Raw genomic sequence first — 20,710 nt, 5'->3', positions numbered from 1 at the left:
TCACCATCCCGCGGGCAGCGAGGCGCCGATCGCTGTGAGCGGACCGCGGGCCTTGATGCCCACCTCCGCGACCTCGGCGGCCGGATCCGACCCCCAGGTGATGCCACCGCCGGCGCCGACGAACGCACCACCCGGGTGGGTGACGATCGACCGGATGACCATGGCGAGGTCGAGCGCACCGTCGTCGCCCACCCAGCCGAAGCACCCCGCGAAGACGCCGCGGGGCGCGCCCTCCAGCCCGTGCAGCAGCGTCATGGCGGAGAGCTTCGGCGCGCCGGTCATGCTGCCGGCCGGGAACGCGGCGTCGAGGAGGTCTCCGACCGCCGCACCGGGCTGCAGCGTCCCCGTCACGGTGCTGACGAGCTGGTGCACGGCGGGGTAGGACTCCACCCCGAACAGCTCCGTCACGGCGACCGATCCGGGTTCGCACACGCGCGAGAGGTCGTTGCGCATGAGGTCGACGATCATCACGTTCTCGGCGCGCTCCTTGGCGCTGGCGAGCAGCTCGTCGGCGAGAGCGACGTCGGTCGCCGGGTCCGCCGAGCGCGGACGCGTGCCCTTGATGGGCCGGGTGCGCACCCGGCCGCCCTCGACCGCGAGGAACTGCTCGGGGCTGGCGCTCGCGAGCGCCACGTCAGCCGAGCGGATGAGCCCGGCGTGGTGCGCCGGTGTCGCGGCGCGGAGAGCGAGGAAGGATGCCACGGGGTCGACGTCCCCGGTGACGGAGAAGCGCGTCGTGAGGCACAGCTGATAGGCGTCGCCCTCGCGGATCGCGTCGCGGCAGCGACTCACGAGGGCGGCGTACTCCGCGGGCGTGTGGCGTGCCTCCGCCTCCACCGCGGAGACCGGCACCGGCGCGGGATCGGGGGCCGCAGCATCCGCCCACGTCGTGACGGTCTCGGCGAATGCGGCGACCTCGTCCTCCGGCGCGACCGCCCACACGGCGCGCGCGGCGTGGTCGAAGGCGACGAAGCGGTCCACGCGCAGCCACAGCTCCTGCGGCGCGTGCGGATCCTCCTGCGTCACGGGCGCGCCGGCACGCGCCGCTCCCCCTCGTAGCCGAGCCAGCCGACCCAGCCGCCGCGGAAGGCTCCGAAGGCGGCATCGCCTGATTCGCGTGCGCACCGCACCGCGCGCACGCGGCTCGGGTCGTCCTCCGGCACGCCGATCCCGAGCCAGCTCCAGCCGGTCGCCGATGCCGGTCCCGCGTCGAGCCAGAAGGCGTGCGGATGCTGCGCCGGCCCCTCGCGGAAGACCGCCTCCGGATCCCGCCAGCCGTCCAGGAGGACGGCGGACGGTGCGGCGATCACGTTCACAGGCTAGACGGACCCCGGCGCCCTAGGCTCATCAAGGTGAACGAGATCCTCACCTGGCTGCTGGACGCGGTGCAGAGCGTGGATCCCGTTCTGCGCACCGTGCTGGCGGGTGTCGCGATCCTGCTCGAGACGAGCGTGCTCATCGGGCTCTTCTTCCCGGGCGACACCATCGTCATCGTCGCCGGCACCGCCGTCGGCAGCGTCGGCGAGGCTGTGCTGCTCGGCGTCGCCGTCGTGCTCGGCGCGCTGGCCGGCGAGAGCATCGGCTTCCTGCTCGGGCGACTCCTCGGTCCCCGCATCCGGGCGTCGCGGCTCGGGCGGCGCATCGGCGAGGCGAACTGGGTGCGCTCCGAGCGCTACCTCGAGCGGCGCGGCGGCCCGGCGATCTTCCTGTCGCGGTTCCTGCCGGTGCTGCACTCGCTCGTCCCCCTCACCGTAGGCATGAGCGGGTACTCCTACCGCCGGTTCATCGCCTGGACCCTCCCGGCGTGCGTGGTGTGGTCGTCGCTCTACATCGGCGTCGCATCGCTGGCCGCCGGGACGTACCGCGAGCTCGCCGATCAGATCCACTACGCCGGCTACATCTTCGTCGGTGTCATCGTGCTCTTCCTCGTGCTGATGCTGCTGAGCAAGAAGGTCATCCAGCGGGTTGAGCGCTCGCACCTCGACGAGGAGCCGCCGCCGGCGACCGGACCGGATGGGACGCCGCTCGACGTGAAAGACTGAAGCGGATGCCCCCCACCGCTGACGCGTCCGTCAACCCCAAGGTGCTCTGGATCGCGCGCCTCGAGTACCGCTTCCAGACCTGGCGAGAGCGCCGTGCCCGCGCGCGCGGGCTCGTGCCGGCCGTGACGCCGTTCCCCGGCTACGGCGGACCGGACTGGGTCCGGGTGCTCGGCCGCGTGCTGATCGCCCCTCCCGCCCGCACCGCCTCGCCGGGCGAGTACGCCAGCGTGCGGGGATGGCGCAGCTTCGTCGCGGTGCCGGTCGGCTACGCGCAGGTCACCGTGGTCGTCGACGGGGTGTCGCACGACGTCGTGGCCGACCGCGGCGGTGTCGTCGACGTCCGGCTCCCGGCGTCGCTCCCCCCGGGCTGGCAGACGCTCACCGTCGCGGTGAAGGGCGGAAAGCCCGTCGAGACCCGCGTCTTCATCGTCGGTGCCGAGACGCGCTTCGGCGTCGTGTCCGACATCGACGACACCGTGATGGTGACGGCGCTGCCCCGCCCCTTCCTCGCGGCCTGGAACTCCTTCGTCGTCGACGAGCACGCCCGTCAGCCGGTTCCCGGGATGGCGGTGCTGCTGGAGCGCATCATCCGGGAGAACCCGGGGTCGCCGATCATTTACCTGTCGACGGGCGCCTGGAACATCGCCCCCACGCTGCTGCGCTTCCTGCACCGGCACCTGTTCCCGTCGGGCTCCGTGCTGCTCACCGACTGGGGCCCGACGCACGACCGCTGGTTCCGCAGCGGCAAGGTGCACAAGGAGTCGAACCTCCGCCGCCTCGCGGAGGAGTTCCCGCACATCACCTGGCTGCTCTTCGGCGACGACGGCCAGCACGACGACGAGCTCTACACGAACTTCACCCGCGACCACCCCGACCATGTGAAGGCCGTCGCCATCCGCCGCCTCTCCCCCGCCGAGGCGGTGCTGGCCGGTGGGCGCACGGTGGTCGTCGAGGACCACACGACGGCCGGCGTGCCGTGGGTGACCGGCTCGGACGGCGCGAGCCTGCAGGAGCGGCTCGAGGATGTCGGCATCCTGGAGCGCGGCGCCCGCCCCTGACGACGACCCTGTCGGCAGGCCCGCGTACGCTGAAGCGCATGTGCGGTCGATTCGTGGTGGCCAATGTCGGTTCCGAGCTCGTGGGCGTCCTGCGCGTCGACGTGGAAGGCGATGACCTGCCTGCGCCCTCCTACAACGTCGCCCCCACGTCGCAGGTCGCGATCGTGCTCGACTCCGCGAAGTCCGAGCCGCCGACCCGGCGACTCGAGTCGGCCCGCTGGGGTCTCGTGCCGGGATGGGCGAAAGACCTGTCCGTCGGCTCCCGGGCGTTCAACGCCCGTTCCGAGGAGCTGGAGCACAAGCCGATGTTCCGCACGGCGCTGGAGAAGCGGCGCGCGGTGATCCCGGCATCCGGCTACTACGAGTGGAAGAAGGTCGGCGACGCCAAGGTGCCGCACTACATCCACCCCGCCGACGGCTCGCCGCTGTTCTTCGCCGGCCTCTACGAGTGGTGGAAGAACCCGGCCATCGCGGAGGACGACCCGTCGAAGTGGGTGCTCAGCTTCACGATCTGCACCCGCGACTCGATCGGCCGGCTGGGATCGATCCACGACCGGATGCCGCTCTTCCTCGACCCGGACTTCGCGGACGCCTGGCTCGACCCGACCACCGAGAACGTCGGAGACATCCTCGATGCCGCCATCGACGCCGCCCCCGACGTGGCCGAGACCCTGGAGGACCACGTGGTCTCGTCATCGGTCGGGAACGTCCGCAACAACGGTCCCGAGCTGATCGAGCCGGTGGAGGGCGACTGAGATGTCGAACACCGCACCTCCTGCCGCCGGCTGGTACCCCGATCCCGCCGGCGACGGCCTGGAGCGCTGGTGGAACGGTCTGGCGTGGACCTCGACCACGCGCGTCCCCGAAGCCCCGGCCGCCGAGACGCTCGTGCTGCCCCCTCTCCCGGTCGGGGCACCCGGAGCATCCGCCGGTGCGTACGCCGCGGGTGCGGGGTCGTCCGGCGTCCCCGGCACTCCTCCGAACCCGTACGGGACGGTCCCCCCGTTCCGGGCGGTCGCCCCGTACACCCCGGATCGACGCGCCGTGCAGCCCGCGTTCGGCGGCGCCTACGGCTTCCCCGCGGCCCGGCCGAACGCTGCGCCGCCGGTGTCGACCATCGGCCAGGCCATCCGCGCCGTCTTCACCCGCTACGCGACCTTCGAGGGGCGGGCGTCGCGCTCGGAGTACTGGTACTGGGCGCTGTTCAACGCCATCGTCACGGTCGGCGCGGTGTTCGTGATGCTGTTCGGCCTGTTCACGGGCATCTTCGCCTTCCTCAGCATCGCGATCTACCTCGGCCTGATCGCCTGGTCGCTCGCGATCTTCGTGCCCACGCTCGCCGTGTCGGTGCGCAGGCTCCGCGACGCCGGTCAGCCCTGGCCGCTCATCTTCCTGTCGCTCGTGCCCTTCGGCAGCATCGTCCTGCTCGTCCTGCACTGCCAGCCGAGCAAGGACTGACGTCGAGCCGGGCGGCTCCGACGGGCGCGCGTTCCCGGATCAGTGGCGCGCGACGATCGCCGCGGCATCCGTCCCGCCCGGGAGCACGCCGTACTGCGACGACCGGTCCTCGCCCAGTCGCGCCCGCAGGAAGGTCTCGGCGTCCAGCGACGGCGCATGCCGGAGCATGAGCGACCCCTGCAGGGCGAGGGCGAGGTCCTCGGCGATCCGGCGCGCCTGTGCGGCCGCCGCATCGTCGTCGTCGACACCCCTCAGACGGGCCATCGTGCGCTCCACGTGCGCGTCGAGGAGTGTCGATGCTCCGCGGGTCGTCGCCAGCTCGTCGGTGAACGCCTCGGCCGCCTCCGTGTCGCGGGTGAGGGCGCGGATGACGTCGAGGGCGATGATGTTGCCTGCGCCCTCCCAGATGGCCATGACGGGCTGCTCGCGGAAGCGGCGTGCGAGCGGGAAGGTCTCGGTGTAGCCGTTGCCGCCCAGGCACTCCATCGCCTCGTAGGCGTGATTCGGCCCGCGCTTGCACACCCAGTACTTCGCCACCGGCGTCGCCAGCCGGCGGAGGGCGATGTCGCGGTCCGTCGCGTCCGCCTCGAACAGCTGGGCGAGGCGCAGCCCGGTGAGCATCGACGCCTCGGCCTCCAGACCCAGGTCGGCCAGCACCGAGGTCATCGCGGGCTGGTCCACGAGGGTCCGGCCGAACGCCTCCCTGCCGCGCGCATGCCACACGGCCTCGGCCATCGCCTGGCGCATGCCGGCCGCCGTGCCCAGCACGCAGTCGAGGCGCGTGCGCTGGACCATGCCCATGATCGTGCGCAGACCGCGGCCGGACTCGCCCAGCAGCATGCCGATCGTGCCGTCTAGTTCGATCTCGGCTGACGCATTGGAGCGGTTGCCGAGCTTGTCCTTGAGCTTCTGGATGCGGAACACGTTGCGCATCCCGCGCGGCAGCAGCCGCGGGACGAAGAGGCAGCTGAGTCCCTCGTCGACGGGACCGCGCCGCGTCTGCGCGATCACGAGGAACCCGTCGGACATCGGCGCCGAGCAGAACCACTTGTGGCCGGTGAGCTGGTAGGTCTGCCCGCCCATGTGCACGCCGGAGGTCGTGCCGGCCCGCAGATCCGAGCCGCCCTGCTTCTCGGTCATGGCCATGCCGATGAGGCCGCTGCGCTTCTCCTCGTTGGGAAGGAGGCGTGGCTCGTACTCGCGGGAGTAGAGACGCGGCAGCCACGCGTCCGCCACCCACGGCGACCCGGCGATGGCGTCGACGGCGGCGTGCGTCATGGACACGGGACACGCGTGTCCGGGCTCGATCTGTGCGAACAGCATGAACATCGTGGCGCGGGCGACCCCCGCGCCGGGTCGCGGATCAACCCACGCGGAGGTGTGGGCGCCGCGGGCGACCGCTGCGCCCAGCACGCGATGGTAGGCCGGGTCGTACTCGACCTCGTCGAGGCGGAAGCCCCAGCGGTCGTGGGGGTACGCGACCGGCGGATGCCGGTCGGCGAGGTGGGCGTCCTGCTGGAAGGTCCGCGACCCGACGAGGGCGCCCGCCTCGCTGAGCGCGTGCTGCGCCCAGTCCGCCCCGAAGGCGTCGACCGCGGCGACGAGGGGCGCGTTGAGCGCGTACTCGTCGATGTCCCAGCGGATCGTCGGCTGATTGGTGACGTAGTGCGTCGACGCGCCGATGACGCGGCGGCCGCGGGAGAACGATGTCATGCGCGCTCCAGCTCCTCGGGCACGGCCAGGGACTCCTGCTCGCGGGTGAGCACCGGGGCGCGCGTGACGATGTCGTGGACGAACTCGAATTTGCTCCGCACCGCCGGCACCAGCTCGAACGGATAGAGATCGCCGAAGCCCATGGAGCGGTTGATGCGGTTGAAGGCCTGCGACATCCACTCCCAGTCCGACAGCAGGAGCCGGACGGAGGCGTCTTCGTACGATTCGCGCGGCACGACGTCGGTGTCGCGGATGCCGCTGGACGCGGCATCCAGTCGGATCCCGATCGCGGCCGCCGTCTGCAGCGTGCCCGTGATGTGCAGGTAGTGCGCGAAGGTCTCGGCGAAGTCCTCCCACGGGTGCATGGTGGCGTACTCCGAGATGAAGGAGGCCTGCCAGTGCTCGGGAGCGCCCGTGCGGTAATGCCGCTGCAAGGCGTCGCGATAGCTTGCGCGCTCGTCGCCGAAGATCTCCCGGCACCTCGTCCACGCCTCGTCGCCGACCACGAGGACGTTCTGGAAGTAGTGGCCGACCTCATGACGCAGATGGCCGAGCATGGTGCGGTACGGCTCGCCGAGGCGCACGCGGAGCGCCTCCCGCCGGTCGTCGAGGCTCTCGGCGAGGTCGATCGTGATGATGCCGTTCGCGTGGCCGATGGTGACCCGCTCGCCGTGGGACAGGCTCGAGATGAGGTCGAAGCCCAGACCGCCCGGCCGGTCGTACCAGGCGACGAGCGGCAGGCCGAGGTCGGCGAGCTGGAGGACCAGCCGGCGCTTGGCCTCCTCGGTCTTCGCAAGTTTCTCGAGCGCGACGGTGTCGGCCGCGTCCGGCCGGCGCCTGGTCAGCCGGCATGACAGGCAGCGTCCCGACTCGGCGTCGTCGCGGACGAGCCAGTTGCACTTCCACCCCCGGTTGGAGCAGGTGTGCCACAGCTCGCCATCGATGCGCACCTGGCCCTTGCGCTGCCCGAAGAACTGGCGGCTCGGCATGTGGTACGCCAGCGACGCCCCGCACTCCGGGCAGTCGAGCGTGTCGAGGTAGACGAAGTGTCGGCAGTGCGGACACCGCGGCTGTGTGCTCACAGGTTCACCGTAGTGCCGCGCGTGGTCGCTCGGCCCGGATGCCGATGAGCGCACACGCGACGAACCCGCGCCCGGATCGGGCGCGGGTTCGCCGGGACGCAGACCTCAGGCGTCGATCGCCACCGTGTCCGCTCTGCTGTCGGCGCCTCCCAGCGCCACGTCGATCTTGCGCGGCTTCGCGCGCTCGGCGATGGGGATGCGCAGGCGCAGAACGCCGTCGGTGTAGGACGCGTCGACATGCTCGGTGTCGACGGAGTCGCCGAGAACGAGCTGGCGGCTGAACACGCCCCAGGGGCGCTCCGACGCCACGGCGTTGGCTGCGTCGGGCATCCGGCTGAAACGCTCGGCGCGGATGGTCAGGACGTTGCGTTCGACGTCGATGTCGAGCTTCCCGGGGTCGATGCCCGGGAGGTCGAGCTCGACGACGAACTCCTCGCCGTCGCGCCAGGCGTCCAACGGCATGCCGGACGGTCGGGCGACCGTGCCGAACACATGCTGAGCGAAGCGATCGAGGTCGCGGAACGGGTCGTGCTGCATCAGCATTCTGATCTCCTCCTCTTCGATGTGGGTTGTTTGTCGCATCGACAATCTCTGTCGGCTGCAATAGATTTTATACAACGAAGAGTTCGCATCTGCAAGATCCAGGAGGACGCCATGTCGACAGCGCAGACGGTGCGGGACGGGGCGCGGGGCGTCTACACGATCGCCGTCGCCGCGGAGATCCTGGGTGTCGGGATCCAGACGCTGCGCCTGTACGAGGCGAAGGGTCTCATCGAGCCCGATCGCACCGCCGGCGGGACACGGCGCTTCAGCGACGACGACCTCGCGGTCGTGCACCGGGTGCTGGCGCTGCTGGCCGACGGGATCAACCTCCCGGGAGCCCGCCGCGTGCTGGAGCTCGAGGAGGAGAACCGCAGGCTCCGCGCGCGGGTGGCCGACCTGAACGGCTCCAGGAAGGCGCGCGCGAGACGGTGACCGCGTGGCCGATCCCCGTCCGCGCCGGGCGGCCCGGGCCGCTCAGGAGGGAGTGAGCGTGAGCCGCAGCAGCACGTCGTCGCCGTCGCGCGGTGAACCGCGGCCGTCGGTGTTGCCCGTCAGCACCCACAGGCTGTTGTCGGGTGCGGCGACGGCGTCGCGCAGTCGCCCCTGCTCCCCCGCCAGCAGCGCCTGCGGCTCGCCCGTGGCGACCCCGTCGGCGGTGTCGATCGCCCAGAGGCGCTCCCCGCGGAGACCGGCGACGAACACCGTGTCGCCCACCGCCGCCACCCCGCTCGGGCTCGCCTCGTCGGGCGTCCACACGGTCACCGGGTCGACGTAGCGGTCGTCCCCCGCCACGCCCTCGACCTCGGGCCAGCCGTAGTTGCCGCCCGGACGGATGGCGTTCAGCTCGTCCCACGTGTCCTGGCCGAACTCGCTCGCCCACATCGCGCCGTCGGACGTCCAGGCGATCCCCTGCACATTGCGGTGACCGAGCGTGAAGACCGCCGTGCCGGACGGGTTGCCGGGCGCAGCCGCGCCGTCGGGTGTGACGCGGAGGATCTTGCCGTTGAAGGATGCCGCGTCCTGCGCGCTCGCGCGGTCGCCCGCGTCGCCGGTCGTGATGTACAGCAGCCCGTCCGGGCCGAAGGCGATCCGGCCGCCGTTGTGCGTGCGCGCTCGCGCGATGCCGTCGAGCACCACCTCGGGCGCGCCGAGCGCACGGGATCCGGCGGCGCCCGTGAGCGGCATCCGCACGACCCGGTTGTCCTGCTCGGTGCCGTGGTAGGCGTACAGCCAAGTCATCCCGCCGGTCTCGTGCACGGCGAGTCCGTGGAGGCCGCCCTCGCCGCCGCTGACCACGTCGGGCACGACTCCCACGGGGCGGGTGGAGCCGTCGGGCGAGACCTCGAGCACGCTGCCGTCGTCGCGCTGGCTGATGAGGGCGCCGCCCTCGGCGAGAGGGACGACCGACCAGGGCGCCGACAAGCCGGTGGCCAGCGCCGTCGCGCCCGACGACGGGCGGAACCAGCCGGCCGGCGCCGCCTCAGCGGTGAGCGTCGGGGTGGAGCTCGGAGCGGCCGCCGATGAGCTGTCGCTCGTCGGCACGGGGGCCGTCGGTGTGGACGCGGCGCACCCCGCGGTCATGACGGCGAGGGCGAAGGCCAGCGCGGCTGCGGACGCGCTGCGGCGTGGACGTCGGGCGGAGGGCATGGCTCTCGCTTCGGTCGGCGTTCTCCGGAAGGGACCAGCCACGATACGCGAGACCCCGAGTTCCCGGGCCCGATCGACGCGAGGTCACGGCCGACGGCCAGGAAGCTCCGCACGAGAAAGGCCCCCGACTCGCGTCGAGGGCCTTCGTTCGGTGGACCTGAGGGGACTCGAACCCCTGACCCCCTGCATGCCATGCAGGTGCGCTACCAGCTGCGCCACAGGCCCATCTTCTGCCGTCCGGCTCTCACCGGGCAACTCGACCAGATTACTACATCCCGAGCCGTGCGAAGAACAGCGGCGGGTTCAGGAGCCGGCGTGGGCGGCCGTCTCGATGGGCACGACGGGGCAGTCCTTCCAGAGCCGCTCCAGGCCGTAGTACATGCGCTCCTCCTCGTGGAAGACGTGCACGACGAGGTCGCCGAAGTCGAGCAGCACCCAGCGGGCCTCGGAGCGGCCCTCACGGCGGAGGCGCTTGTGGCCGGCGGCGTTGAGCTGGTCCTCGACCTCGTCGGCGATCGCGGCGACGTTGCGCTCGCTGCGACCTGTGACGATGAGGAAGATGTCGACGAGCGGCAGCGGACCGGAGACGTCGAGGGCGACGAGGTCCTCCCCGCCCTTCCCCTCGGCGGCGGCGGCGGCGATCGCGAGCATCTCGCGGGACTGGTCTGTGGCGGTCATGCGAATACTCCTGTGGCGACGGCGACGATGAGGACGCCGACGACGGCGATCGCCAGGACGCCGGCGGTGATGGCGAGGGCGAGCATCAGACGGCTGCCCTTCTCGGGGGCCGGCGGACGGATGATGTCGCCGGTGGTCTTGATGGTGCTGACGGCGGCGCTGGCCGCGATCGGCGTGGGCGAGGAGTGCGCCGGGAGCTCGCCGTCGATGAGGACGGCGTCGGCCTCGTGACCGTCGGCGGTGCCGGGTGCGTGGCCCTGGGAGCCGAGTCCCTCCGGCAGAGCGAAGGTGCCGGTTATGAGCACCTCGCCCGTGGCGGCGACGGGACCCATGATCGCGCCCTCGGGAGTCTGCGTCAGGATGAGCGCGTTCGGGGTGGACACGGCGCCGGTCGCGGCGGAGCCGCGCGCCAGGAGCTGGTCGAACGACGACACGGCCGCCGCAGGGGCAGCCTCGCCGGCGAGGAGCTCGGAGCCGAAGGACGGGCTGAGAGTGACGCGCTCCGCGCCGTCGTCGGCGGATGCTCCGGCCCCGGGCTGAGCGACGTCGCTCTCCGCGGCGCTGTCGGCGGGTGCTGCGGCCTCGGGTTCCGCGACATCGCTCTCCGCGGCGGCGGGGGCTCCTGCATCCTGGGTCTCGTCGTCCGACGAGGACGCGGCGGCCTCCTCGGCCTTCAGTCGAGCCGCCTCGGCGTGCGCGGCTGCCATGTCCGGGGTGATGACGGGCACGGACGCCGTGCGGATGCGCTCCTGCTGACGGGCCTGACGGCGGGTCAGCGGTGCGACGCCGAGGTCGACGCTGGCGTCGGGCACCGGCGCGGGTGCGACCTCGACCGGCGCAGCGGGCCGCGGAAGAGGCGCGGGGGCCGCGGCGACGGGCGCGGAGGGCTCGGCGGCCTGCGGCACCTGGTCGGCTGACACGATCGGCGTCGAGGAGGTGTCGCGGATCTGGCGCATCTCCTTGCGGGTGAGGGTGCGCTGTTCCGGCTGCTCGGGTGTGGTCATTCCTTGCTCCGGTAGAGGTGGTGCTTGGCGATGTACTGGACGACCCCGTCGGGGACGAGATACCAGACCGGTCGATCGGTGTTGACGCGGTCCCGGCAATCGGTGGACGAGATCGCCAGGGCGGGGATCTCGAGCTGGCTCACCTTCTCGACCGGCAGTCCGTCCGTGCTGAGCACGTGCCCCGGACGGGAGACGGCGACGAAGTGGGCGAGGTCCCACAGTTCATCATGGTCCCTCCACCCGAGAATCTGCGCCACGGCGTCTGCACCGGTGATGAAGAACAGCTCGGCATCGGGTCTGCGTTCCTTCAGATCGCGCAGTGTGTCGATCGTGTAGGTCGGCCCCGCGCGGTCGATGTCTACCCGGCTGACGGTGAACTGCGGATTCGATGCCGTGGCGATCACCGTCATGAGGTAGCGGTGCTCGCTGTCGGTGACCTCGGGCTTCTGCCACGGACGCCCGGTGGGAACGAAGACCACCTCGTCGAGGTCGAAGTACTGCGCGACCTCACTGGCGGCGACGAGGTGTCCATGATGGATGGGATCGAACGTCCCACCCATGACCCCGATCCTCGGGGCTCTCGTCACCGACATCCGGTCGACCTAGTGGCCGTGTCCTGCCTCGGGGACGTCATCGGCGTGCGCACGGGCGTAGGCCTCGGCCTTGTGCGCGTGACGGTTGGCGACGTTGCGGTAGGACGCGGTCACCAGGGCCAGGGCGGCGAACGCGACGATGGCGACGATGCCGTAGCCGACGGTCTCCAGAGCGACGCTGCCGTGCTCCTCGGCTCCTTCGGCGGCGAAAGCGACCAGGGTGGCGAAAGTCATCGGGGCTCCGTTCGGGATGCTGCGGCTCGGGCCGCTCGTCCAGTTTAGGCGGTCAGGCGCGGACTTGTCCGGTGCCGCGCGCGAGCCACTTCGTGCTCGTCAGCTCCGACAGTCCCATCGGGCCGCGGGCGTGCAGCTTCTGGGTCGAGATGCCGACCTCGGCGCCGAAGCCGAACTCGCCGCCGTCGGTGAAACGGGTGGACGCGTTCACCATCACGACGGCCGAGTCGACCTCGGCCAGGAAGCGCTCGGCGCTGCCGGTGTCGTCGGTGATGATCGACTCGGTGTGGTGGGTGGAGTAGCGGCGGATGTGCGCGAGCGCGTCGTCGAGATCGTCGACGACGCGCATCGACAGGTCGAGGCTCATGTGCTCGGTCGCCCAGTCGTCCTCGACGGCCGGGACGGTGCCCGCCGCCAGCGCGCCGACGGCGTCGTCGGCGTGGACCGTGACGCCCGCGGCCTGCAGCGCCGCCACGACCGGCGGCACGAGCCGTGCGGCCGCCGCGCGGTGCACCAGCACGGTCTCGACGGCGTTGCAGACGCTCGGGCGCTGGACCTTCGCGTTGACCACGATGTCGCGGGACCACGCCTCGTCGGCGGTCTCGTCGAGCACGATATGCACGACGCCCGCGCCGGTCTCGATGACGGGGACGGATGACTCGGTGACGACCGTCTCGATGAGCTGTGCCGACCCGCGCGGCACGAGCACGTCGACGATGCCGCGGGCGCGCATCAGCTCGCGGGCGCCGTCGCGGCCGAAGTCGTCGACGGTCTGAATCGCCTCGGGGTCGACGCCGCGGTCGGCGAGGGCGTCACGCATGGCGGCGATGAGAGCCCGGTTGGTCTCGAGGGCCGCCGATCCGCCTCGCAGCACGACGGCGTTTCCCGAGCGCAGCGCGAGCGCCGCGATGTCGACGGTGACGTTGGGGCGGGCCTCGTAGATCGACCCGACGACCCCGAACGGCACGGCCACCTTCGTCAGCCGGAGACCGTCGGGCGTCACGCGCTCGTCGAGCACGCGTCCGACGGGATCGGGTAGCTCGGCGATCTCGCGCACCGCGGACGCGAGGGCCGCCACACGCGACGCGTCCAGGCGCAGGCGGTCCTGCAGCCCGACCGACAGCCCCTCGGCGCGTCCCCGCTCGAGGTCGCGGTCGTTGGCGGCGATCACGTCGTCGGCTGCGGCGTCGATGGCGTCGGCGATCGCCAGCAGGATGCCGCGCTTGTCGTCGTCGGAGAGGAGACCGATCCGGCGCGCCGCGTCTTTGGCCAGCAGCATCCGCTCGCGTGGAGACGTCGCAGTGGTGGTCATCGGCCCAGTGTATCGACGGCCGCCGAGGGCTCCGTCGCTCGCACGGTGCCCGTGGTCACGGGCGCGGGGGCGGAGGGATCGGGGTCGAACCAGGTGCCGATCTCGGCGCCGCGCAGGGCCTCGCTGACGAGGTCGGCGCTGGTGACCAGCACGCCGACGCCGGCCGCCGCCGCGACGCGGGCGGCCGAGACCTTCGTGGCTGCTCCCCCGGTGCCGACGCTGTTGACCACGACGGAGCCGAACTCGTGCTGCGAGAGGTCGTCGCCGAAGCGGACGTGACGGATCGGCTCGGCGCCGGGCTCATCCGGCGGCCGCGTGTAGAGGCACTCGATGTCGCTAAGGAGCACGAGCGCGTCGGCGCCGATGAGCTCGGCCACCAGGGCGGCCAGCCGGTCGTTGTCGCCGAAGCGGATCTCGTGCGTGGCGACGGTGTCGTTCTCGTTGACGATCGGGAGGATGCGCAGCCCCAGCAGCCGTTCCATCGCGCGGCGCGCGTTCGAGCGGTGCGCGGGGTTCTCGAGGTCGCCCGCGGTCAGGAGCACTTGTCCGGCGACGATCGCGAACGGACGCAGGGCCTCCTGGTAGCGGTAGATCAGGATGTTCTGACCGACCGCCGCGGCGGCCTGCTGGGTCGCGAGATCGGTGGGTCGCGCGTCCAGCGCGAGGAACGGCATGCCGGTCGCGATCGCGCCCGACGACACCAGCACCACCTCGGTGCCCCGGCGATGCGCCTCGGCGAGGGCCTCGACGATCGGCTGGATGCGTGCGGCGTTGTCACCGCTGATCGAGGAGGACCCGACCTTCACCACGACCCGGCGGGCACCGGCGAGCTCCCCGCGGGTGCGTGCGGTCATCCGCGGTCCTCTGACCCGCCGTCGCTGTCGGCGATGCGCTCGGCGTCGAGCTCTGCGCGGGCGTCGGCCTTGGCATCCATCAGGTCGTGGTAGCGCTCGCGTCGCTCCGACGTCGTGCGGCGCGTGCGCTGCTCGATGCGCGGATCGGTGCCGCGCGGCGCGGTCATCAGCTCGGCGACCGAGCTGAGGGTCGGCTGCCAGTCGAAGACGACGCCGTCGCCCTCGCCGATGACCACCGTGGAGCCGGCCGTCGCGCCCACCTTGTACAGACCGTCTTCGACGCCCAGCTTCTCGAGCCGGTCGGCCAGGAATCCGACGGCCTCGTCGTTCTGGAAGTCGGTCTGCTGCATCCACCGCACCGGCTTCTCGCCGAGGATCCGGTAGAAGGTGCCGTACGTGCCGCCCTCGACCCGGATCGTGAACTCCTTCTCCGCGCCGCGGGGACGGATGACGATGCGCTCGGGCGCGGGCTTGTCGGCCTCGGCCTGACGATGCTGCAGCACGAGGTCGGCGAGCGCGAACGACAGCTGACGCAGCCCGACGTGGCTGACCGTGGAGATTTCGAACACGCGGAAGCCGCGGGCCTCGAGATCGGGGCGCACCATGTCGGCCAGATCGCGGGCCTCGGGGACGTCGACCTTGTTCAGGGCGATGACCTGCGGGCGGTCCAGCAGCGGCACCTGACCCTCGGGCACCGGGTAGGCGCCGAGCTCGGCCAGGATGACGTCGAGGTCGGTCAGCGGGTCGCGGCCGGGCTCGAGCGTCGCGCAGTCGAGCACGTGCACGAGGGCGGTGCACCGCTCGACGTGACGGAGGAACTCCAGGCCGAGGCCCTTGCCCTCGCTGGCGCCCTCGATGAGCCCGGGGACGTCGGCGACCGTGTAGCGCACCTCGCCCGCCTGGACGACGCCGAGGTTCGGGTGCAGCGTCGTGAAGGGATAGTCGGCGATCTTGGGCCGTGCGGCGGAGATCGCCGCGACGAGGCTCGACTTTCCGGCCGACGGGAAGCCGACGAGCGCGACGTCCGCGACGGTCTTGAGCTCGAGGAGGACGTCGCCCTCCCAGCCCGGGGTGCCGAGGAGGGCGAACCCCGGCGCCTTGCGCTTCGGGTTCGACAGTGCGGCGTTGCCCAGGCCGCCCACCCCGCCGGGGGCGGCGATGAAGCGCATGCCCGGCTCGATGAGGTCGACGATGGTCTCCCCCGACGGGTCCTTGACCACGGTTCCCACGGGGACCGGCAGCTCGAGGGTCTCGCCCAGGGCGCCGGAGCGGTGGTCGCCCATGCCGAAGCCGCCGTTGCCGGCGCTGCGGTGCGGCGCGTGGTGGTACGACAGCAGCGTGGTGACCTGCGGGTCGGCCACCAGCACGACGTCGCCGCCGTGTCCGCCGTTGCCGCCGTCGGGGCCGGCCAGCGGCTTGAACTTCTCACGGCGGACGGACACGCAGCCGTTGCCGCCCTTGCCCGCCCGCAGGTGCAGCGTCACTCGGTCGACGAACGTGACCATGCGCTTCCTCCTTGGTTCCGGGCAGTTGCTGCCGTTCCATGCGAAAAGGGGCGAGCCGAAGCCCGCCCCCTCGCTGATGCTTACGAGCTGCGGATCACTCCGCCGCTGCGACGATGTTGACGACCTTGCGGCCGCCCTTCTGGCCGAACTCGACAGCGCCGGCCTCGAGGGCGAACAGCGTGTCGTCGCCACCGCGGCCGACGTTGGCGCCCGGGTGGAAGTGCGTGCCGCGCTGGCGGACGATGATCTCGCCGGCGAGGACCTGCTGGCCGCCGAAGCGCTTCACGCCGAGGCGCTGAGCGTTGGAGTCACGACCGTTGCGGGTGGAGCTTGCGCCCTTTTTGTGTGCCATCTCTGCGTCTCCTGGTGCTTACTTGATGCCGGTGACCTTGACGCGCGTGAGGTCCTGACGGTGCCCCTGGCGCTTCTTGTACCCGGTCTTGTTCTTGAACTTCTGGATCACGATCTTCGGGCCGCGCTCCTCGCCGAGGACCTCGGCGGTCACGGCGACCTTCGACAGCGCGTCGGCGTCCGTCGTGACGGCGTCGCCGTCGACGAGGAGGACGGCGGGCAGCTGGATGCTGTCACCGATCTTCGCGCGCTGACGATCCAGAACGACGATCGTGCCGACCTCGACCTTTTCCTGCCGACCACCGGCGCGCACTACTGCGTAGACCACTTCATACCTGTTTCTTCGGGGAGCGCGCGGCTCCGGGATGCCTGAGCATAAGACGTGGTGCGGAAGCTGTGACGCCCTCGACGCACCAAGGATCGAGTTTAGCCGATGTGCGGCGAGATGACCAAAAGCCCGGTCCGGTGTGTCGGACGGCTCCGTAGGATCGATCCATGACCGTGCTGATCGACGACCCGCGCTGGCCGGCGCACGGCCGCCTGTGGGCGCACCTCGTCAGCGACTCCGACCTCGACGAGCTGCACGCCTTCGCGGCGGCGAACGATCTGCCGAGACGCGGCTTCGACCGCGACCACTACGACGTGCCCGAAGAGGCGCACGCCCGGCTCGTGGCCGCCGGCGCACGGCACGTCGACGGTCACACGCTCGTCCGCGCGCTCATCGCGTCCGGACTGCGTGTGACGGCCCGGCAGCGCCGAGGGCTCTGAGCAGGCGCCGCGACCCGCCTCCGGATCGCGGCGCACGGCTCAGTCCTCGGTCGTGTGGCTGACCGGCGTGCCGGTGAGGGCGGCGGTGGTGACGCGTCGGCGTCCCCTCCCCTGCCCCGGGGCCTTGGGCTCGGGAAGGGCGTTCAGCACGGTGTCCAGCAGCGACTCGGCTTCGCTGCGCGGAGCGCCGCCGTTCTGCGCCGGACGCTTCTTGCGCTGCTTCTTGGCCCGCTCCGGCCGCTCGGCGCGCTCCGGCCGCTCGGCGAAGGTCGAGCGCTCATCGGCCTGATCGTCCGTGATGTCGGATGCCGCGGCATCCGTCTCCACGACGACCGGCTCCGCACCCTGAGGCGGATGGATCGTCGAGGCGGCGATCTGCGCGAGGGCCGACTTGGCGCCCTCGGTGATGACGTGCGTGCCGCCGACGGGACCGCTGGCCGGCTGGCTGCTGCTGCGGGGGCGGCGGCCCATCGGGGCAGCTCCGGCGCCACCGGTACGGTGGCGCGCGACGGGGTCGTGGTGCACGACGACTCCGCGGCCGGCGCACACGTCGCAGGGCTCGCTGAACGTCTCCAGCAGGCCGAGGCCGAGCTTCTTGCGCGTCATCTGCACGAGTCCGAGCGAGGTGACCTCGGCCACCTGGTGCTTGGTCCGGTCCCGGCTGAGGCACTCCACGAGGCGGCGGAGCACGAGGTCGCGGTTGGACTCGAGCACCATGTCGATGAAGTCCACGACGATGATGCCGCCGATGTCGCGCAGGCGGAGCTGGCGGACGATCTCCTCGGCCGCTTCGAGGTTGTTCTTGGTGACCGTCTCCTCGAGGTTGCCGCCCGTGCCGACGAACTTGCCGGTGTTGACGTCGACGACGGTCATGGCCTCGGTGCGGTCGATCACCAGCGAGCCGCCCGAGGGGAGCCAGACCTTGCGGTCGAGCGCCTTCTCGATCTGCTCCGTGACGCGGTAGTCGTCGAACGGGTCGCCGTCGCCCTCGTACTTCTCCACGCGCTCCAGGAGGTCGGGTGCGACGCCGGCCAGGTAGGACGAGATCGTGGACTGCGCGTCCTCGCCCTGGATGAGCATGCGCGTGAAGTCCTCGTTGAACACGTCGCGGACGATCTTCACCAGCAGGTCGGGCTCGGAGTGCAGCAGCGACGGGGCCGGGATCGACTCGATCTGCCGGCTGATGTGCTCCCACTGGGCCGTGAGGCGCTGCACGTCGCGGGTCAGCTGCTCCTCGGTGGCGCCCTCGGCCGCCGTGCGCACGATGACGCCCGACGACTCGGGCAGCACCTCCTTGAGGATGCGCTTGAGACGGGCGCGCTCGGTGTCGGGCAGCTTGCGCGAGATGCCGTTCATGGCACCGGCCGGCACGTACACGAGGTAGCGGCCGGGCAGCGAGATCTGGCTCGTCAGGCGGGCGCCCTTGTGACCCACGGGGTCCTTGGTCACCTGCACGAGAACGCGATCGCCCGACTTGAGGGCGAGCTCGATGCGGCGCGGCTGGTTGCCGGTCTCGACGTTGTCCCAGTCGACCTCGCCGGAGTACAGCACGGCGTTGCGTCCCCGCCCGATGTCGACGAACGCGGCCTCCATGGAGGGCAGCACGTTCTGGACGCGCCCGATGTAGACGTTGCCGATGAGCGAGGCGTCCTGGTTGCGCGCGACGTAGTGCTCGACGAGGACGTTGTCCTCAAGCACCGCGATCTGGACACGGTTGTTCTTGGAGCGCACGATCATGACGCGGTCGACGGACTCGCGGCGGGCGAGGAACTCGGCCTCGGTGACCACGGTGCGGCGGCGCCCGGCCTCGCGGCCGTCGCGACGACGCTGCTTCTTCGCCTCCAGCCGCGTGGAGCCCTTGATGCGCTGCGGCTCGGTGATGAGCTCGACGGCACGCTGACGCGGCGGCGCGGGCGGGGTGTCGGATGCCACGTCCCGGCCCTCTCCCCCGCGACGGCGGTTGCGGCGGCGCGCGGATCCGGCGGACTCCTCGTTCGCCTCGAAGGCCGGCTCCGGAGCGGGAAGCGGCGGCAGCGCCGCTATTTCCGGCGCATAGAACATCAGCTGCGTGGAGACCGAGGAGACGAACACCTCGGGAAGCAGACCGAGCGAGACGGCCGTCGGGATGGCCGGCTCCTGCGGTGCCTCGGGCTCGGGCTCGGACGCCGGCTCGGGCTCCGGCGTCGACTCGGGCTCGGACGTCGGCTCGGCAGGCGCCTCAATGGCGGCCTCGGCAGGTTCGGGCTCAGCGGCGGTCTCGGCGGCGTCGGCCGTTGCGGGCTCGACGGCGGCCTCTGCGGATGCCGCAGCCTCAGCGACCTCGGGCTGCTCGGATGCCGAGGCCTCAGCGGGCGCCTCGGCCTCGGCTGCCTCGGGCTCCGCCGGGGGCGCTTCCGCGTCGGTGGTCTCCGCCGCCGGGTGCTCCTCGGGGCTCAGCTGCCCGTCCTGCGCCGCGTCGTCGTGGTGGTCTGTTCGGTCTGTGTCATCAGCCATCTCTGGCGCACTCCCTGCGGGGCGACACCGCGCGTCGCCCGGCGAAACTCATGCGGGGCCTCGTCGTGAGGTCCGCTCGCTTTCACGGTCTGCAGCGGGTCCGTGACTCGCGCTGCGAGGGCTCTGTCGCCCGAAGTCTTCTGCGATGCGGGTCACGGCGCGGCCGTGGTGCATCGACGTGTCATTATCGCACTTCCGCCCGGATAATGCGCGCGGGCGCGCTCGGCGCCGCGGGACGGGCGCTCCCAGCGGGCACCGGGGCGGGCGATGACATAATCCGAGACATGTCTTCCGCCCCCTCCCGCACGCGTCCCGTCGTCCTGGCGGTCTGGCTCATCGTCGCGGGCGTCATCGGCTGGTCCGCCGCGTTCGCACTGACCCTCGACAAGCTCAACTCCCTCGCGAACCCGGGGGCCGCGGCATCCTGTGACTTCAGCGTGCTCGTGCAGTGCTCGACGAACCTCGCGGCGCCGCAGGGCTCCCTCTTCGGCTTCCCGAACCCCCTCATCGGACTCGGGGCCTGGATCGCGCCGATCGTCGTGGGGGCGGCGATCCTGGCCGGAGCACGCTTCGCGCGCTGGTTCTGGCTGCTGTTCGAGCTCGGGATGCTGCTGGCCTTCGTCTTCGTGATCTTCCTCATCATCACGAGCATCTTCGTGCTCGGCACGCTGTGCCCGTGGTGCATGGTGACGTGGGTGGTCGTGATCCCGTCGTTCTACGCCGTCACCCTGCATGTGCTGCGGACGGGGATGCTCCCCGCGCCCGCCGGCCTCCGCCGCGCCGCGGGGTCGCTCATGACCTGGGTGCCGCTGATGGCGATCCTCAGCTACGCGGTGATCGTGGTCCTGGCGCAGATCCGCCTGGACGCTCTCACGAACATCTTCGGCAGCCTCGCCGGCTGAGACGCGGAACGGCCCCCGGGATCGGTTCCGGGGGCCGTTCGCTTCCCTGCGGGGATCAGGCGAACCAGATGCCGAGCTCCCGCGCGGCCGACTCCGGGCTGTCGGAGCCGTGCACGAGGTTCTGCTGCACCTTCAGGCCCCAGTCGCGGCCCAGGTCGCCGCGGATCGTGCCGGGCGCCGCGGTCGTCGGGTCGGTGGTGCCGGCGAGGGAGCGGAAACCCTCGATGACGCGGTTGCCGGCGAGGCGGATCGCGACGGACGGTCCCGACATCATGAACTCGATGAGCGGCTCGTAGAACGGCTTGCCCTCGTGCTCGGCGTAGTGCCGGGCCAGGACGTCGCGGTCGGGCTCCGCGAGGCGGATGTCGACGAGCGAGTAGCCCTTCGCCTCGATGCGGCCCAGGATCACTCCCGTCAGTCCGCGGGCGACGCCGTCGGGCTTGACCAGGACGAGGGTCTCTTCAGTGGACATG

Annotated in this window: 24 protein-coding genes and 1 tRNA gene; 7 read left to right on the top strand and 18 right to left on the bottom strand. The window is 71.5% G+C overall.

The genetic code is table 11. The features are described from left to right. Both ABC304_RS13115 and ABC304_RS13110 read right to left on the bottom strand, forming a co-directional pair. Window positions 1–1,026, bottom strand: a complete 1,026-nt coding sequence (locus tag ABC304_RS13115) for an anthranilate synthase component I family protein (protein WP_412931269.1) — start codon at window positions 1,024–1,026, stop codon at window positions 1–3. After that, window positions 1,023–1,310: a hypothetical protein gene (locus tag ABC304_RS13110; RefSeq protein WP_412931267.1), complete on the bottom strand. Its 288-nt coding sequence runs from the start codon at window positions 1,308–1,310 to the stop codon at window positions 1,023–1,025. Before ABC304_RS13110 ends, ABC304_RS13115 begins: the two co-directional genes overlap by 4 nt. Window positions 1,311–1,352: 42 nt before the next feature. Here ABC304_RS13110 and ABC304_RS13105 point away from each other — a divergent pair, with 42 nt between their 5' ends. From ABC304_RS13105 to ABC304_RS13090, 4 genes are read left to right on the top strand one after another with little or no spacing between them, the layout of a single operon-like run. Next, window positions 1,353–2,042 carry a DedA family protein gene (locus ABC304_RS13105; RefSeq protein WP_412931265.1) on the top strand — a complete coding sequence of 230 codons (690 nt, stop codon included), beginning with the start codon at window positions 1,353–1,355 and terminating at the stop codon, window positions 2,040–2,042. A 5-nt stretch (window positions 2,043–2,047) separates the two neighbouring features. Beyond that, the gene (locus ABC304_RS13100) at window positions 2,048–3,100 is read left to right on the top strand and encodes an App1 family protein phosphatidate phosphatase (RefSeq protein ID WP_412931263.1); all 1,053 of its coding nucleotides are present in this window, start codon (window positions 2,048–2,050) and stop codon (window positions 3,098–3,100) included. Window positions 3,101–3,138: 38 nt separating this feature from the next. Beyond that, window positions 3,139–3,855, top strand: coding sequence for an SOS response-associated peptidase (locus tag ABC304_RS13095; protein ID WP_412931261.1), 717 nt, complete (start codon window positions 3,139–3,141; stop codon window positions 3,853–3,855). Window position 3,856: 1 nt separating this feature from the next. Continuing rightward, a complete protein-coding gene (locus ABC304_RS13090; protein WP_412931259.1) occupies window positions 3,857–4,558 on the top strand; it encodes a DUF805 domain-containing protein in 702 nt (233 codons plus the stop codon). Between the two features lie 39 nt (window positions 4,559–4,597). Here the strand turns inward: ABC304_RS13090 and ABC304_RS13085 are convergent, their stop codons facing one another. The 3 genes from ABC304_RS13085 to ABC304_RS13075 form a co-directional block, all read right to left on the bottom strand. Then, window positions 4,598–6,271 (bottom strand): acyl-CoA dehydrogenase family protein, encoded by a 1,674-nt coding sequence (locus ABC304_RS13085; RefSeq protein ID WP_412931257.1) that lies wholly within the window; start codon window positions 6,269–6,271, stop codon window positions 4,598–4,600. Next, window positions 6,268–7,353 carry a zinc-binding metallopeptidase family protein gene (locus ABC304_RS13080; RefSeq protein WP_412931255.1) on the bottom strand — a complete coding sequence of 362 codons (1,086 nt, stop codon included), beginning with the start codon at window positions 7,351–7,353 and terminating at the stop codon, window positions 6,268–6,270. The genes ABC304_RS13085 and ABC304_RS13080 overlap by 4 nt, the downstream gene beginning before the upstream one ends. A gap of 105 nt (window positions 7,354–7,458) precedes the next feature. Further along, complete coding sequence (locus ABC304_RS13075; RefSeq protein ID WP_412931253.1) at window positions 7,459–7,896, bottom strand: Hsp20/alpha crystallin family protein; 438 nt, start codon at window positions 7,894–7,896, stop codon at window positions 7,459–7,461. Between the two features lie 111 nt (window positions 7,897–8,007). On the opposite strand from ABC304_RS13075, the gene ABC304_RS13070 reads away from it, so the two are divergent. After that, complete coding sequence (locus ABC304_RS13070; protein WP_412931251.1) at window positions 8,008–8,328, top strand: MerR family transcriptional regulator; 321 nt, start codon at window positions 8,008–8,010, stop codon at window positions 8,326–8,328. Between the two features lie 42 nt (window positions 8,329–8,370). Here ABC304_RS13070 and ABC304_RS13065 read toward each other — a convergent pair whose 3' ends face one another. From ABC304_RS13065 to rplU, 11 genes are all read right to left on the bottom strand, one after another. After that, window positions 8,371–9,543: a PQQ-dependent sugar dehydrogenase gene (locus ABC304_RS13065; protein WP_412931249.1), complete on the bottom strand. Its 1,173-nt coding sequence runs from the start codon at window positions 9,541–9,543 to the stop codon at window positions 8,371–8,373. A 152-nt stretch (window positions 9,544–9,695) separates the two neighbouring features. Next, a tRNA-Ala gene (locus ABC304_RS13060) sits at window positions 9,696–9,768 on the bottom strand. Window positions 9,769–9,846: 78 nt separating this feature from the next. Further along, entirely contained in the window at window positions 9,847–10,221 is a 375-nt protein-coding gene (gene rsfS / locus ABC304_RS13055) for a ribosome silencing factor (RefSeq protein WP_412931247.1), read from the bottom strand. Next, window positions 10,218–11,225 carry a hypothetical protein gene (locus ABC304_RS13050; RefSeq protein WP_412931245.1) on the bottom strand — a complete coding sequence of 336 codons (1,008 nt, stop codon included), beginning with the start codon at window positions 11,223–11,225 and terminating at the stop codon, window positions 10,218–10,220. Before ABC304_RS13050 ends, rsfS begins: the two co-directional genes overlap by 4 nt. Then, window positions 11,222–11,818, bottom strand: a complete 597-nt coding sequence (gene nadD, locus ABC304_RS13045) for a nicotinate-nucleotide adenylyltransferase (RefSeq protein WP_412931243.1) — start codon at window positions 11,816–11,818, stop codon at window positions 11,222–11,224. Before nadD ends, ABC304_RS13050 begins: the two co-directional genes overlap by 4 nt. Before the next feature lie 9 nt (window positions 11,819–11,827). After that, complete coding sequence (locus ABC304_RS13040; protein ID WP_412931241.1) at window positions 11,828–12,052, bottom strand: hypothetical protein; 225 nt, start codon at window positions 12,050–12,052, stop codon at window positions 11,828–11,830. Between the two features lie 52 nt (window positions 12,053–12,104). After that, window positions 12,105–13,364 (bottom strand): glutamate-5-semialdehyde dehydrogenase, encoded by a 1,260-nt coding sequence (locus ABC304_RS13035; protein WP_412931239.1) that lies wholly within the window; start codon window positions 13,362–13,364, stop codon window positions 12,105–12,107. Then, complete coding sequence (gene proB / locus ABC304_RS13030; RefSeq protein ID WP_412931238.1) at window positions 13,361–14,218, bottom strand: glutamate 5-kinase; 858 nt, start codon at window positions 14,216–14,218, stop codon at window positions 13,361–13,363. The genes ABC304_RS13035 and proB overlap by 4 nt, the downstream gene beginning before the upstream one ends. Beyond that, entirely contained in the window at window positions 14,215–15,723 is a 1,509-nt protein-coding gene (gene obgE / locus ABC304_RS13025; protein WP_412931237.1) for a GTPase ObgE, read from the bottom strand. The genes proB and obgE overlap by 4 nt, the downstream gene beginning before the upstream one ends. A gap of 94 nt (window positions 15,724–15,817) precedes the next feature. After that, complete coding sequence (gene rpmA, locus ABC304_RS13020; RefSeq protein ID WP_412931235.1) at window positions 15,818–16,075, bottom strand: 50S ribosomal protein L27; 258 nt, start codon at window positions 16,073–16,075, stop codon at window positions 15,818–15,820. Window positions 16,076–16,093: 18 nt separating this feature from the next. After that, window positions 16,094–16,402, bottom strand: coding sequence for a 50S ribosomal protein L21 (gene rplU / locus ABC304_RS13015; RefSeq protein ID WP_206502787.1), 309 nt, complete (start codon window positions 16,400–16,402; stop codon window positions 16,094–16,096). 167 nt (window positions 16,403–16,569) lie between these two features. On the opposite strand from rplU, the gene ABC304_RS13010 reads away from it, so the two are divergent. Continuing rightward, complete coding sequence (locus tag ABC304_RS13010; RefSeq protein WP_412931234.1) at window positions 16,570–16,842, top strand: DUF4031 domain-containing protein; 273 nt, start codon at window positions 16,570–16,572, stop codon at window positions 16,840–16,842. A 39-nt stretch (window positions 16,843–16,881) separates the two neighbouring features. On the opposite strand, the gene ABC304_RS13005 is transcribed toward ABC304_RS13010, so the two are convergent. Beyond that, window positions 16,882–19,335 carry an Rne/Rng family ribonuclease gene (locus ABC304_RS13005; RefSeq protein ID WP_412931232.1) on the bottom strand — a complete coding sequence of 818 codons (2,454 nt, stop codon included), beginning with the start codon at window positions 19,333–19,335 and terminating at the stop codon, window positions 16,882–16,884. A 284-nt stretch (window positions 19,336–19,619) separates the two neighbouring features. Between ABC304_RS13005 and ABC304_RS13000 the strand changes: the two genes are divergently transcribed. Beyond that, window positions 19,620–20,237 carry a vitamin K epoxide reductase family protein gene (locus ABC304_RS13000; protein ID WP_412931230.1) on the top strand — a complete coding sequence of 206 codons (618 nt, stop codon included), beginning with the start codon at window positions 19,620–19,622 and terminating at the stop codon, window positions 20,235–20,237. Between the two features lie 55 nt (window positions 20,238–20,292). On the opposite strand, the gene ndk is transcribed toward ABC304_RS13000, so the two are convergent. Then, complete coding sequence (gene ndk, locus ABC304_RS12995; RefSeq protein ID WP_127095562.1) at window positions 20,293–20,709, bottom strand: nucleoside-diphosphate kinase; 417 nt, start codon at window positions 20,707–20,709, stop codon at window positions 20,293–20,295. Window position 20,710: the final 1 nt, after the last annotated feature.

It is taken from the genome of Microbacterium jepli (assembly GCF_047237905.1).
Taxonomy (GTDB): domain Bacteria; phylum Actinomycetota; class Actinomycetes; order Actinomycetales; family Microbacteriaceae; genus Microbacterium.
The sequence above is the reverse complement of the archived record's forward strand: the minus strand, read 5'-3'. Positions and strand labels throughout refer to the sequence as shown.

Coding starts and splice junctions, on each gene's coding strand:
- ABC304_RS13100 (WP_412931263.1), top strand. CDS start 2,048: ATGCCCCCCACCGCTGACGCGTCCGTCAACCCCAAGGTGCTCTGGATC.
- ABC304_RS13095 (WP_412931261.1), top strand. CDS start 3,139: ATGTGCGGTCGATTCGTGGTGGCCAATGTCGGTTCCGAGCTCGTGGGC.
- ABC304_RS13090 (WP_412931259.1), top strand. CDS start 3,857: ATGTCGAACACCGCACCTCCTGCCGCCGGCTGGTACCCCGATCCCGCC.
- ABC304_RS13085 (WP_412931257.1), bottom strand. CDS start 6,271: ATGACATCGTTCTCCCGCGGCCGCCGCGTCATCGGCGCGTCGACGCAC.
- ABC304_RS13075 (WP_412931253.1), bottom strand. CDS start 7,896: ATGCTGATGCAGCACGACCCGTTCCGCGACCTCGATCGCTTCGCTCAG.
- ABC304_RS13070 (WP_412931251.1), top strand. CDS start 8,008: ATGTCGACAGCGCAGACGGTGCGGGACGGGGCGCGGGGCGTCTACACG.
- ABC304_RS13065 (WP_412931249.1), bottom strand. CDS start 9,543: ATGCCCTCCGCCCGACGTCCACGCCGCAGCGCGTCCGCAGCCGCGCTG.
- rsfS (WP_412931247.1), bottom strand. CDS start 10,221: ATGACCGCCACAGACCAGTCCCGCGAGATGCTCGCGATCGCCGCCGCC.
- ABC304_RS13050 (WP_412931245.1), bottom strand. CDS start 11,225: ATGACCACACCCGAGCAGCCGGAACAGCGCACCCTCACCCGCAAGGAG.
- nadD (WP_412931243.1), bottom strand. CDS start 11,818: ATGTCGGTGACGAGAGCCCCGAGGATCGGGGTCATGGGTGGGACGTTC.
- ABC304_RS13040 (WP_412931241.1), bottom strand. CDS start 12,052: ATGACTTTCGCCACCCTGGTCGCTTTCGCCGCCGAAGGAGCCGAGGAG.
- ABC304_RS13035 (WP_412931239.1), bottom strand. CDS start 13,364: ATGACCACCACTGCGACGTCTCCACGCGAGCGGATGCTGCTGGCCAAA.
- proB (WP_412931238.1), bottom strand. CDS start 14,218: ATGACCGCACGCACCCGCGGGGAGCTCGCCGGTGCCCGCCGGGTCGTG.
- obgE (WP_412931237.1), bottom strand. CDS start 15,723: ATGGTCACGTTCGTCGACCGAGTGACGCTGCACCTGCGGGCGGGCAAG.
- rpmA (WP_412931235.1), bottom strand. CDS start 16,075: ATGGCACACAAAAAGGGCGCAAGCTCCACCCGCAACGGTCGTGACTCC.
- ABC304_RS13010 (WP_412931234.1), top strand. CDS start 16,570: ATGACCGTGCTGATCGACGACCCGCGCTGGCCGGCGCACGGCCGCCTG.
- ABC304_RS13005 (WP_412931232.1), bottom strand. CDS start 19,335: ATGGCTGATGACACAGACCGAACAGACCACCACGACGACGCGGCGCAG.
- ABC304_RS13000 (WP_412931230.1), top strand. CDS start 19,620: ATGTCTTCCGCCCCCTCCCGCACGCGTCCCGTCGTCCTGGCGGTCTGG.
- ndk (WP_127095562.1), bottom strand. CDS start 20,709: ATGTCCACTGAAGAGACCCTCGTCCTGGTCAAGCCCGACGGCGTCGCC.